Source organism: Solibacillus sp. FSL R5-0691 (assembly GCF_037974225.1).
Classification (GTDB): domain Bacteria; phylum Bacillota; class Bacilli; order Bacillales_A; family Planococcaceae; genus Solibacillus.
Map to the genome: position 1 here is coordinate 1,283,896 of NZ_CP150231.1, position 12,662 is coordinate 1,296,557.

Annotated in this window: 10 protein-coding genes; 7 read left to right on the top strand and 3 right to left on the bottom strand. The window is 38.8% G+C overall.

From position 1 onward, the window contains the following. The first annotated feature begins 1 nt into the window (after position 1). The 4 genes from MKY51_RS06235 to MKY51_RS06250 all read left to right on the top strand — a co-directional run bounded on the left by MKY51_RS06235 (position 2) and on the right by MKY51_RS06250 (position 3,786). Positions 2-799 carry a sulfurtransferase gene (locus tag MKY51_RS06235; RefSeq protein ID WP_339175945.1) on the top strand — a complete coding sequence of 266 codons (798 nt, stop codon included), beginning with the start codon at positions 2-4 and terminating at the stop codon, positions 797-799. A 136-nt stretch (positions 800-935) separates the two neighbouring features. After that, positions 936-1,742, top strand: a complete 807-nt coding sequence (locus tag MKY51_RS06240; RefSeq protein ID WP_339175947.1) for an MBL fold metallo-hydrolase — start codon at positions 936-938, stop codon at positions 1,740-1,742. A 389-nt stretch (positions 1,743-2,131) separates the two neighbouring features. Continuing rightward, complete coding sequence (locus MKY51_RS06245) at positions 2,132-2,752, top strand: DUF47 family protein (RefSeq protein WP_079525974.1); 621 nt, start codon at positions 2,132-2,134, stop codon at positions 2,750-2,752. A gap of 17 nt (positions 2,753-2,769) precedes the next feature. Beyond that, a complete protein-coding gene (locus MKY51_RS06250) occupies positions 2,770-3,786 on the top strand; it encodes an inorganic phosphate transporter (RefSeq protein WP_339175949.1) in 1,017 nt (338 codons plus the stop codon). Between the two features lie 646 nt (positions 3,787-4,432). Here the strand turns inward: MKY51_RS06250 and MKY51_RS06255 are convergent. Beyond that, positions 4,433-5,248, bottom strand: coding sequence for a trypsin-like peptidase domain-containing protein (locus tag MKY51_RS06255; protein WP_339175950.1), 816 nt, complete (start codon positions 5,246-5,248; stop codon positions 4,433-4,435). Positions 5,249-5,638: 390 nt separating this feature from the next. On the opposite strand from MKY51_RS06255, the gene MKY51_RS06260 reads away from it, so the two are divergent. Beyond that, positions 5,639-6,853, top strand: a complete 1,215-nt coding sequence (locus tag MKY51_RS06260) for a malic enzyme-like NAD(P)-binding protein (protein ID WP_339175952.1) — start codon at positions 5,639-5,641, stop codon at positions 6,851-6,853. Positions 6,854-6,949: 96 nt separating this feature from the next. Here the strand turns inward: MKY51_RS06260 and pepF are convergent, their stop codons facing one another. Further along, positions 6,950-8,755, bottom strand: a complete 1,806-nt coding sequence (gene pepF, locus MKY51_RS06265) for an oligoendopeptidase F (protein ID WP_339175954.1) — start codon at positions 8,753-8,755, stop codon at positions 6,950-6,952. Between the two features lie 131 nt (positions 8,756-8,886). On the opposite strand from pepF, the gene MKY51_RS06270 reads away from it, so the two are divergent. Further along, positions 8,887-9,771 (top strand): patatin family protein, encoded by an 885-nt coding sequence (locus MKY51_RS06270; protein WP_339175955.1) that lies wholly within the window; start codon positions 8,887-8,889, stop codon positions 9,769-9,771. A gap of 172 nt (positions 9,772-9,943) precedes the next feature. After that, on the top strand, positions 9,944-11,083 hold the full coding sequence (locus MKY51_RS06275; protein WP_339175956.1) for a cation:proton antiporter: 1,140 nt from the start codon (positions 9,944-9,946) through the stop codon (positions 11,081-11,083). A gap of 63 nt (positions 11,084-11,146) precedes the next feature. Here MKY51_RS06275 and nhaC read toward each other — a convergent pair whose 3' ends face one another. Further along, a complete protein-coding gene (gene nhaC, locus MKY51_RS06280; RefSeq protein ID WP_339175957.1) occupies positions 11,147-12,529 on the bottom strand; it encodes a Na+/H+ antiporter NhaC in 1,383 nt (460 codons plus the stop codon). Positions 12,530-12,662: the final 133 nt, after the last annotated feature.

The window sequence follows — 12,662 nt, forward strand, 5'->3', positions numbered from 1 at the left end:
AATGACGAATATTTTTGTGACCGCAAATCGAATGGAAAGAACAGGTCGTTTAATCGATACTAGATTTGATATGAGCAATTTAGAGTCAGGCAAAAAGATGTATGAAGAGGGCCATATCGAAGGGGCAGTATACTGGGATTTAAATACCGATCTGTCGGATTTAACAAAAGAAGAAGGCAGACATCCGCTTCCGGAAAAGAAGCAGCTTCAGGCTTTGTTTGAAAAGCATGGATTGAATTACAATGATGCCATCTATATTTATGATCAAGGTGCAGCAGCATACGCAACACGTGCATGGTGGATATTGCATTATGCAGGCTTCAAGCATGCCTATGTTGTAAATGGCGGCTTTGAAGCACTGAAGGATGCAGGATTCCCTGTAACGACAGAAGTCCCTGAATTTAAGAAAAGCAAGCTTGATTTACAATGGAATGACGATATTTTAATAAAGCGTCAGGACATTATGCACATTATTGAAGGAAAACGAAAAGCGACATTAATCGATGCCCGCGCACCGGAACGTTACCGTGGTGAGACAGAACCGTTTGATAAAGTGGCAGGACATATACCGACAGCTAAAAACTATGATTGGGAACAGCTGCGCAATGGCTCGGAACTCGTTATTACTTCATCTCTTCTTCAACAAGTTCCAAAAGATGAGGAAGTAGTTGTCTATTGCGGATCAGGTGTTACAGCGACACCGGTATATACTGTGTTGAAGGAAGCAGGCTATCAAAATATAAAAATCTATATGGCAGGCTATAGTGATTGGGTAAATCATCATTCTGTCGAGAAATAAAATGGAACTGCTGAACAGGCCGTTATGTAAATTATTTTTACATAGCGGCTTTTTGCCGTTCAGAAAATTAGGGTTGATTTCCAATATTTATGATAAAGTGATAGTGTAGAAAATACTGGTCAAAGGAGTGAGAAAAATGTTATTTAAGAAAAAAACGGAGCTGAGTGAAAAGAACGGAGTAAAAATGATGAATGGATCTGTTCAATTTCAAGCTATTCACTTGAATGTTCATTGCTTTGAAGTGGACGGTATACTTATTGATACAGGTTCTGCCTCACTTCTTAAGCAGTTTAAGCCTTTTTTCGAACAGATGGACGTTGATCAGATTATGTTGACCCATTATCATGAAGATCACTCCGGAGGCGCACATTTTTTGCAGAAAACATATGATCTGCCAATATTTATGCATCCGCTCAATATAGAAGAATGTGCTAAGAAGGCAAACTATCCTTTATACCGTAAACTGTTCTGGGGGGCAAGACGGCCGTTTCTAGCACAGCCTGTTGGCGATTCTTTTTTATCAAGAACTGCTGAGTGGAAAGTGATTGAAACTCCCGGACATACAGAGGACCATGTAGCCTATTTAAATGAATCGACAGGTCAACTTTTTACAGGAGATCTGTATGTAACACCGAAAACAAAAATCGTTTTGCGTGAAGAGAGCATTCCACAAATTATCCGGTCGCTGGAGAAAGTATTAACATACGACTTTCTTGAAATCTATTGTAATCATGCGGGATATATCGAAAATGGAAGAGACGCTTTACTACGAAAACTTAATTACTTAAAAGAGCTAAGTGATAAAATCGAAATGATGAACGAAGAAGGTTTGACAAAAGACGAAATTACAGCGCAGCTTTTCAGTAAAAAGTATCCGATTACTAAACTGTCTTTGGGTGAATGGGATGCGGCGCATATTGTTTCTTCTGTTTTGAACAAATAAATATGAGATTTATGGTCTAGTAAGTTGGAACTTGCTAGGCTTTTTTAGTAGAAATTGCAACTGAAAAAAATAACTATTACGAAACTTAAAATTTACATTGGCTTTACAATTAACATTGCTTAATAAAGGGTATGGAAGAAGAAACTTTAATATTTGTAGAAATTACTGCCAAAATGGCTGTTTAAAAGCATTAAATCAACAAATTTCTGCTAATTTCAGAATAGTTCATTAAAAAACGGCTAAAATTAACAGGATAAGTACTGGGAGCTATGTTTCACGATTGTAAAGCTTTTGTAAATAACATAGATTAATGTTGAAGATATTGAAAAATCGGTGTTATGATTACCTAGGTTTTAATATACAAACTTCATTTTAGGAGGATTTATTCGATGTTTAACTCTAAAAAACCGGATCCATTTTTTGAAGGATTATTAAATATTGCAAAAAATGTACAACAAGGTGCCAACTATGCAAAAGAATCGACAATTACGACAGTATCAGAACTAAAACAAATTCAAATTAAAATGAAGTCCTATGAAACAGCGGGAGACAAGCTGATCCATGAATTAATCGTAAAATTAAACGATTCGTTCATGACACCAATTGAACGTGAAGATATTTTATCATTAGCCATCAAACTGGACGATATTCTGGACGGCATTGAAAATACAATTGCCCACTTTGAAATGTATTCTTTTACAGAAGTAAATCAGTACATGCGTGACTTCGTAGACTATATTGCCAAATCATCAGATGAAGCAGTAAAAGCAATGGAGTTATTGAATAAAAAAGATTTAATCGGAATGCGTCAACATGCTATTCTGATCAAAGACTATGAGCGTGAATGTGATGAGATATTCCGTAAATCCATTACTGAACTATTCCAGACTGAAAAAGATCCGATTCGCTTAATCATCTTTAAAGATTTGTATGAGCAGTTAGAAGAAATTGCAGACTACTGCCAAAATGTAGCGAATACAATCGAATCAATTATTATGCGAAACGCATAATGAAGAAGGAGTAAATTATGGATACGTTATTAGTCATTACCGTACTCGTTGTCATCTTTGCGCTGGCATTCGATTTTATTAACGGTTTCCATGATACAGCGAATGCGATCGCCACATCTGTTTCGACGCGTGCATTAAAACCTCGGGTAGCTGTTCTGTTAGCGGCTGTGATGAACTTTATTGGTGCAATGACGTTCGTAGGGGTAGCAAAAGCTGTAGCATCTGGAATTGTGGATCCGTTCTCTTTGAATGCGTTTGAAGGGGATACGACAGGGTCTGTAGTTATTTTGGCGGCATTATGTTCTGCCATTACATGGAACTTATTAACTTGGTATTTTGGTATTCCATCAAGTTCTTCACATACATTAATCGGTTCAATTGCTGGTGCAGCAGTTGCATCGGCAGGTATGAATATTTTAAACTATGAAGGTTTCTTTAAAATTTTACAGGCGTTAATTATTTCACCGATTTTAGCCTTAAGTCTAGGTTTTATCGTGATGAAATTGTTCAAATTTATTTTCCACCGTTCACCATTGTATGGAACAACGAAAGCGTTCCGTTTGACGCAAATCGGGACAGCGGCATTACAATCGTTTACACATGGTACGAACGATGCCCAAAAAGCGATGGGTATTATTACGATGGCTTTAATCGCAGCAAACTGGCAATCGACAGATGAAGTACAAGATTGGGTACGTTTTGCCTGTGCATTGGCGATGGGGCTTGGGACATCAGTCGGCGGATATAAAATCATTAAAACAGTCGGCGGTAAGATCATGAAAATCCGACCGGTCAACGGGGTAGCGGCTGACTTAACTTCGGCATCGATCATTTTTGGTGCAACAGTCATCGCACTACCGGTTTCGACAACACATGTAATTTCTTCTGCAATTATGGGTGTCGGTGCAGCACAACGTGTGAAAGGCGTTAAATGGGGGATGGCACGTAAAATTGTAGTGACGTGGTTTATCACATTGCCAATTTCCGCATTAATGGCCGGATTATTCTACTTCTTAATTAGCCTTATTTTCTAATTTTAAACGGCGCTCAATCATTAATATTGAGCAGCCGTTTTTTTGTGGAGTGTGGTGGTGGTGAGATTTTCTAATATAGTTGCTGGTTGTTCTAATATAATTTGAAAAGTTCTAATAAAACCAGGGAAGTTCTAATAAAGCACAAAAAGTTCTAATATATCGCGGATTTTCTAATAAAGTGTACGTTTGTTCTAATATGACTACGCAATCTTCAAATAAACTCTATGAAAGTTCTAATATATCCCTCAACTCTTCTAATATCGGTCACAAAAGTTCTAATATATTACGCGGCTTGCCACCACATAAATCGTAAAGGCTTCCCAAATAACTCTGGAACAGTTCATGCGCCGGTTCTTCTAATATGAGTACGCAATCTTCAAATAAACTCTATGAAAGTTCTAATATATCCCTCAGCTCTTCTAATATCAGTCACAAAAGTTCTAATATATTACGACGCTTGCAACCACTTAAACCGTAAAGGCTTCCTAAATAACTCTGGAACAGTTCATGCACCGGTTCTTCTAATATAACTACGCGATCTTCAAATAAACTCTATGAAAGTTCTAATATATCCCTCAGCTCTTCTAATATCAGTCAAAAAGTTCTAATATATTACACGGCGTGCAACCCCAGAAACCGTCCTATATCACTCCAAATAATCCTGAAACAGTTCATGTACATTTTCTACCGGAATAAACAACCCGACTTTCCCGTGCCCTTCACGATTTCCTGTCGCAAACACAATACCGATTACGTCTCCGTTTTCGTTAATAACGGGGCTACCGCTATTTCCGCGATACACGGGTGCGTCCATCATAATGATATCCGGCTCAATATCAGTGGCCGTAGTATAGCCGATAATCGTTCCTTTATTGGCAATCCCGCTAAATGCAAGCGGATTTCCGATAAAATAGATCGGCTCATTTTTACGGAATTCACTCGCCCGGGCAAGTGGCAGGAACGGCAAGTTTTCCGCATCCACTTTCAACAGTGCCAAATCATAATCTTCATATGATTCCACTACCTCAGCTTTATAAAGTGTATCATCCGGAAAAACGACGGTGATTGTCAGCGCATCGTCAATGACATGATCATTCGTAATTATGTAGCCGTTGTCTGATATTGCAAATCCTGTCCCTTTTCCTGAATCGGTATTAATCGTGACAACAGATTGTTTATATGTTTGAATATCTTCCTGATTTGATAATTGTGTCGATACTTTTAAAAATTCGATGGCTGGAATGGAATACACATTGAAAATCACGGCAAATGTGCTGAAAGCTAATGTTAATGCCATCAGCCATACAACAATTCGAACAAATGGTTTTTGTTTTTTCAATTTTTTCGGCTGTGGGTTTAAACGTTCTTCCCGCTCTTTTGCAAGCGCCTTTTCCTGTTCTTCCAAAACAAGTTCCAAAAATTCTTCTTCTGTCAGTTCTTCAGTATTCGATTTCTCTGTCATTGTGTTCCCTCCGATATGTATAAGTGTAACAAAAGTACACTGAATTTGAGACAAAAACGGCTGGTCAAAAAAATTTTTTTGGAAGTTTGTGAATTATTTCATATTACTAAATTAAAAATACTTCGTGCAATCCATCACATACTTTAGCTTGATAAAGCAGGGTTTTGGAAATGATAGCCCTTACATTGATTTTTGTGAAATAATAGATTGTGTTTAAATTCACAAGTGAAGCTAGCGGTTGATAATTGCCATAAACCCTTGTATATCAACGTTTACAGAGTTGTTTATTAAATTCCAGTAAGTTTTTAATGCTATTGTTGACAAAATAAAAACTTCAAGTTAACATTCGTAATTACAAAGGATTTCAAAAATTAGAAGGGGATGGTAATTATGGATTTAATGAAAAAATCACTGGAAATGCACGAACACTTTGGCGGGAAAATGGAGATTCGTGCAAAAGTTCCGGTTCAGGATAAATATGATTTAAGTTTAGCGTATTCTCCGGGTGTCGCGGCCCCTTGTCTTGCGATTGAACAAAATCCTTCGACGGTTTATGACTATACGATGAAAGGGAATTTAGTAGCGGTTATTACAGACGGAACTGCTGTATTAGGATTAGGGGATATCGGTCCGGAAGCAGCGTTGCCGGTAATGGAAGGGAAGGCATTATTATTAAAGCGCTTTGCAAATGTCGATGCGGTGCCTGTATGTTTAAACACTAAAGACGTAGACGAAATTGTCAGCGTCGTAAAAGCAATTTCACCAACGTATGGGGCAATCAATCTGGAAGATATTTCAGCGCCGCGCTGTTTTGAAATTGAAGACCGACTACGTGCTGAATGTTCAATCCCTGTATTTCATGATGACCAGCATGGAACGGCGATTGTTGTAGGAGCAGGTTTAATCAATGCAGTAAAACTAGTGAAAAAAGATGTGGCGAAAATGAAAGTTGTCATTAACGGGGCAGGGGCGGCAGGTATTGCGATTCTCCGTATTTTAATTCAAATGGGTTACACAAATGTCGTTATGTGTGACACGAAAGGCATTATTTATGAAGGGCGTCCTGAAGGGATGAACCCTGTAAAGGAACAGGTCGCTCATTTATCGAATCCGGAGCAGATACGAGGTACGTTGGATGATGCATTAGTAGGTGCGGATGTGTTTATCGGGGTGTCTGCAGCGAATATTTTAACGGAAAAGCATATTAAATCGATGGCTATAGATCCGATTGTTTTTGCTTTAGCAAATCCGGATCCTGAAATAACACCGGAAAATGCAAAAAAATGGGGCGTAAAAATTATCGGTACCGGCCGTTCTGATCATGCAAATCAAGTGAATAATATGCTGGCCTTCCCGGGGATTTTCCGTGGTGCACTTGATGTGAGAGCGACAGATATTAATGAATCGATGAAACTGGCGGCGGTTGAAGCTATTGCATCGCTCGTAACAGATGAAGAGCTCAATGAAGACTTCATTATTCCAAGTTCGATGGATGAACGTGTTGCAGGTGTTGTGGCGAAAGCGGTGGGATCTGCTGCCATCGAATCAGGGGTATCTGAATTATTCCAGCAAGTAGACCTTATTAATACTTCGGTAGCCATTTAAAAAGGATGTGTCTGAAAGTAAATTCAGCACATCCTCTAAAATAGTGAAGACGGCCAATCAGTGGGAATGAAAAATCTCCACTGATTGCAGTGTCACTTAAACTGTTTGCAGTTCTGCAGTCAGTTGCTCCAATTGCGTAATTAAATCGCCGATAAATGCGATTGTGTCACGTAATGGCTGTTCAGTTGTAATGTCGACACCTGCCATTTGTGCAAGTTCAACAGGTGTTTTTGTACCGCCTGATTTTAATACATCAATCCATTGCTCAACAGCTGCTTCGTCACCATTTAAAATGCGTTGTGAAACTTGTGTTGAGATCGTTAAACCAGCAGAATACGTATATGGATATAAGCCCATATAGTAGTGCGGCTGACGCATCCAAGTCAATTCTGCACCTTCAGTTACTTCAACTGTATCTCCCCAGAATTGCTCAAGCACTTCACGTTTTAATTCATTCAGTTTCGGTGCATTGACGCTTCCGCCAGCATCGATAATTTCGTATACTTTGCGTTGGTATGCTGCTTCAAGTAAATGCGTAACGAAATTGTGATAGTACGTACGGCTAATGATCGTTGAGATAACCCAACGTTTAAAGCGCGCATCTGTAGAATTCTTCAATAAATGGTTAGCCATCAGCATTTCATTCATTGTTGATGGCGCTTCAATGAAGTAAAGTGATGGTCGAGCATTGAAGATGTTTTGCGCATCGTTTGCCAAGTAGAAATGACCGGCATGACCAAGTTCGTGAGCTAATACGAATACTTCATTCATTCGGCTCGTCCATGAAATCAATACATACGGATGTACACCATATGGGCTTGAACAGAATGCACCAGTAGATTTTCCTGCATTTTGTGCAAAATCAATCCATCGCTCATCAAAAGAACGATCGATCATGTTCGTATAATGCTCACCCATAATCGATAAGCCGTCTTTCATATACTGACGGGATTCTTCCACCGTAATAGTTGGCTCATATGAAGGATCTAATGAAATTTTAAGATCCGCAAACGTCATTTTGTCCAACTGATGTGTTTTTTGCAGCAGTTTTGCATAACGGCGCATATGTGGAGCAAGCTCATTCATAATTAAGTCGATTTGACGGTTATACATTGAGCGGTCTACTTGCTGTGACTCTAATAAAGAATCAAAAATATTGTCGTAGCCACGAAGGTCCGCCTCCGTTTTTTCAATCGTCAAGTGTGTATTATATGTTTTGGCGGTCGTATGCTGATAATCATGCAGTTTTTTTGAAAAGGCTTCAAATGCAGCACGACGTTTATTCGTGTCTGTTTCCAGTTCCCAGTCACCTTCAAACAAGTTGTAGCTAAGCGGGAATGATTCACCATCTACTTCAAAGTTAGGGAACTTCATATCTACCAATTTTGTAGTATTGTACAGTTCATATGGCGCGTTGAATGTAGCGCCGAATGCTGCCAATGCTTTTTCCGCTTCCGGATGTAATTGATGCGGTTTTTGTACGAGCAGTTTGTCAATATAATTAGCGTATTCTGGTTTTACAGATTGTGCTTCTTTTAATACAGCTTCGTCCAACGCAAGTAAATCACTTTTTACAAAAGATAGCTTTGTTGCAAGTTTTGCGGCAAATGAACCAAAGCTTGCGGCACGCATTTGATTGTCTGTGCTTGTTTGGTCAACGCTATGTGAAAGGCTCGCATATGTGCCGACAACAACCATTTTCTCCTGAATTTTTTCTGTTGCTTCAATGGCATTAATGGCGCCTTGTACATCAGTAATTGTCCCTGCAAGCCCCTCCGCAGTTTCTTCTGCAAGTTGTCTTATTTCTTCAATTGCCGCTGTGTAGGCTTGTTCTGTAGCAAATAAATCTTCCAAATTCCAAGTTTCTTCAACCGGTACATCACTACGATTCAACATTGACATAATTAGCCTCCTAATATTACGATATTCGAAATAAATAATACCATATTTCTGAAAATTTAGGAAGTAGTGAAAATTTGGCTGATAAATATTTTTAATATTATTTACAGGACATATAGTAAAATAGAGAAACGATGGAAATAGGGAAAGAGTGTGATGAGATGCAGGAAGTGAAGGATTGTAGTCTAATACTTGAAGGCGGGACATTTCGAACAGTTTTTACAGCGGGAGTGTTGGATGCCCTCATGGAAGAACAGATAAAAATGCCGTATATTGCGGCAATTTCAGCAGGTGCCATCAACGCGGTGTCCTATATGTCAAATCAGCCGGAACGGACGATGCGTGTTTTGACGACATACCGCAATGATCCCCGTTATATGGGCATGCGGAATTTTTTAAAGGAAAAAAGCCTGTTCGGATTGGACTTTGCCTATAATATTGTGCCAAATCAGCTTGATTTATTTGATTGGGATGCCTATTACAATTACCCGGGCGAGGTGGAGTTCGGGCTGACGAATGCATATACCGGAAAAGTGGAGTATAAAAGTGCACATACTATGACGAAAACATGTGATATTTTGCAGGCCACATGTGCCATTCCAATATTGTTCCCTGAAATTAAAATTGACAATGTGCCTTATTATGATGGGGGGTTATCGGATTCGATTCCAATCAAACGAGCGATTGAAAAAGGATATAACAAGCATCTGCTCATTTTGACGAGGGAACCGGGCTATATAAAAAGTGCCTCAAGAACGAATCAGTGGGCAACAAAGCTTTTTCAAAAACGCTATCCTAGACTCGCAGCTGCGATGAGACATCGTGCGGATATGTATAATGAAACAATGCAATATATTGCACAAAAAGAAATTGATCAGGAAGCATTCATTTTTAAACCGGATCGGCCAATCAAAAGCTTTGAAAGCAAAATCGATCAAATGAAAGCAAATTATGAAGTCGGCTATGAGCAGGCACAAAAGCAAATGGCGGAGTTGAAAGGTTTTTTAGGTATTCATTAAGTGTATTTAAGAATGCGAAGGTAGATTCATATAGAATATACTTGCAAAATCGAGTGTAATTATATTAAAATAGAGCTAAGAACATTAAATTAAATAACAAGTGCAAGACAAGGTGGAGCCATAGTCAACTATGGCACTGCCTTGTCTTTTTTTGCATTGAAAGGGGAAATTTATGTTTATTTTACAAATTATGCTAGTTTTATTTGCTACAAAACTTGCTGGCCATCTTGCTGCAAGATTAGGGCAACCATCTGTACTCGGGAAAATTATCGTAGGTATTATTCTGGGTCCTGCATTACTTGGTTGGGTACATGATACTGAACTTTTAACTGTATTCAGCCAAATAGGTGTTTTACTGTTAATGTTTTTAGCGGGTCTTGAAACCGACCTTCAGGAAATGAATAGAAACAAAAAAGCGGCAATTTATGTTGCTTTAGGTGGTATTCTCCTGCCTATTATTTTGGGTTATGCAGGATCGCAATATTATGGATTGTCTGTAGGGGAATCCATCTTTATTGGGTTATTACTTTCTGCAACATCTGTCAGTATTTCGGTACAGGCGTTAAGGGAGCTTGGCTGGCTGAATAGTAAAGAAGGTTCAACCTTACTTGGAGCTGCGGTATTGGATGATATTGTAGTGGTCATTTTAATCGCAATTGCGATGAGTTTCTTTGCCGGGTCAGATACGAATATCGGTTTATTAATAGGTAAGAAAGTATTATTCTTTGCTATATTAATTGTACTGGCAAAATGGTTTATCCCACACTTTATAAGAATATTCAAGAAATTTAGAGTTACTGAATCGATATTGAGTGCCGGGTTGATTATTTGTTTTGGTTTATCATATTTTGCAGAATTCCTGGGTATCGCTGGTATTATTGGTGCTTTCTTTGCGGGTATTGCCATTGCACAGACAGAATATAAAGAAGAAATTGAGCATAAGGTTGAGCCGATTGCATACGGGATTTTTGTTCCGTTCTTCTTTGTTAGTATCGGATTAGCAGTTTCATTTGATGGAATCGGAGAACAAATCGGGTTTATTATCGTATTTTCAATCATTGCGGTTGTATCCAAATTCGTTGGTTCCGGATTAGGTGCGAAATTAGCCGGATTCAATACGAAATCCTCAATGGGTGTTGGAGCTGGAATGGTTTCCCGAGGCGAAGTTGCCCTAATATTAGCTGCAATGGGGCTTGAAGGAGGACTTCTTCCAGGTAATTATTATACATCGATCATTATTGTAATTATCGTAACAACAATTGTGACACCGCCTCTGTTAAAAGCAATTTTCGGGAAGAGAATAGCCGTTTAGATAGATTTTAATTCAAATACAATACGAAAAAACCTGCTCGTTTTAAAATGAGCAGGTTTTTAATTAATTCTTGCTGATTTTTGTAATCGTAATATTCAACCAGCCAAATAATATTGTAATGACCGGACTTAACAGACAAAAGAAAGCGAATGGTAAATAGTCAATAACAGGAATATTCAATGTCGAGGCAATGAACAGACCGCACACACTCCAAGGAACAAGCGGGTTGATGACAGTACCTGCATCCTCAATTGTACGTGCCATATTTTTCGGATGGAGCTGAATGGCTTTGAATTTATCCTTAAAAGCCTCTCCGGTTAATAACAGCGATAAATACTGCTCGCCGATCGTTACGTTAATACCGATTGCTGTAAAAGCTGTTCCCGTAATAACCGAACCAACCGATTTCAACTGATTTTGCAGTGCCTGCAGCAATGTTTGAATAATTCCTAGTGCAAACAGGAGTCCGCCCATTGAAAGAGACAGGACAATTAAAATAATCGTAAACAGCATACTGTTCATTCCGCCACGTGACAATAATGAATCAATTGCTTCGACACCGGTATTCATTGAATAGCCGTTATACAAAATCCCGAACAATTCGTTCAATGGGATCGAGCTGTGGAAGTATGATAGCAAGATGCCTGATATCGCACTGATTGCCAGTGTAGCAAGACTCGGCAATTTAAAAATCGTGCAGACAATTAAAACGACGAGCGGTATAACTGCATACCAATGTATTAAATTTGTCGCAAGTAATGTTTCTTTAAAACTTGTAATAAGCTTTGTGTCCATATTTTGACTGCTCGGTGAAATCCAAGCATAGACAACGAGCGAAATGGTAAATGCAGGTATTGTCGTGTACATCATATTTCGAATATGCGTAAATAAGTCGATACCGGCAACAGTCGCAGCCAAGTTTGTCGTATCGGATAACGGGGACATTTTATCCCCAAAAAAGGCTCCTGAAACAATTGCACCTGCTGTAATTGCAAGTGAAGCATCTATAGAACCGGCAACACCCAGCATCGCAACACCAACTGTTGCAACGGTAGTAAGGGAACTGCCGATTACGGTACCGATAATGCCTGTAATAATGAACACAACCGCGTAAAAAAAGCTCGCAGAAACAATGGATAAACCTATATATAATAATGTAGGAATTGTACCGCTTATTAGCCAGCTACTAATTAAAACACCAATTAGGAGAAAAATATAAATCGCGCCAATACTAGTTGAAACAGAAGTAATCATACTTTGTTCCATAACACGGTAGGGTACTTTTCGCATGACACCATACATGAATAGAACAATGATGGCTATTAATATCGGAATATGCGGGACACTACCGAGTTTCATAATGCTATAGGAGATGAGTGCAATAAAAAATAATGTTAAAATAAGTGCTTCAATAAAATGTGGTTTTACATGTTGTTTTGCATTCATGATGACTAGACCTCGCTCTATAGTTTCGCGCTTCAACGCGTTGAAGTACAAAAGTAAGTGTATCATTTTATTGTGAAAAAGGGAAGGGGAAAAAGTGAAAGGGACATAACGGATAACCCGAAATGTCCCTCTA

Excerpts from the sequence above, each read along its gene's own strand:
- MKY51_RS06260 (WP_339175952.1), top strand. The coding sequence starts at position 5,639 with ATGGATTTAATGAAAAAATCACTGGAAATGCACGAACACTTTGGCGGG.
- MKY51_RS06240 (WP_339175947.1), top strand. The coding sequence starts at position 936 with ATGTTATTTAAGAAAAAAACGGAGCTGAGTGAAAAGAACGGAGTAAAA.
- MKY51_RS06255 (WP_339175950.1), bottom strand. The coding sequence starts at position 5,248 with ATGACAGAGAAATCGAATACTGAAGAACTGACAGAAGAAGAATTTTTG.
- nhaC (WP_339175957.1), bottom strand. The coding sequence starts at position 12,529 with ATGAATGCAAAACAACATGTAAAACCACATTTTATTGAAGCACTTATT.
- pepF (WP_339175954.1), bottom strand. The coding sequence starts at position 8,755 with ATGTCAATGTTGAATCGTAGTGATGTACCGGTTGAAGAAACTTGGAAT.
- MKY51_RS06235 (WP_339175945.1), top strand. The coding sequence starts at position 2 with ATGACGAATATTTTTGTGACCGCAAATCGAATGGAAAGAACAGGTCGT.
- MKY51_RS06270 (WP_339175955.1), top strand. The coding sequence starts at position 8,887 with ATGGAAATAGGGAAAGAGTGTGATGAGATGCAGGAAGTGAAGGATTGT.
- MKY51_RS06250 (WP_339175949.1), top strand. The coding sequence starts at position 2,770 with ATGGATACGTTATTAGTCATTACCGTACTCGTTGTCATCTTTGCGCTG.
- MKY51_RS06275 (WP_339175956.1), top strand. The coding sequence starts at position 9,944 with ATGTTTATTTTACAAATTATGCTAGTTTTATTTGCTACAAAACTTGCT.
- MKY51_RS06245 (WP_079525974.1), top strand. The coding sequence starts at position 2,132 with ATGTTTAACTCTAAAAAACCGGATCCATTTTTTGAAGGATTATTAAAT.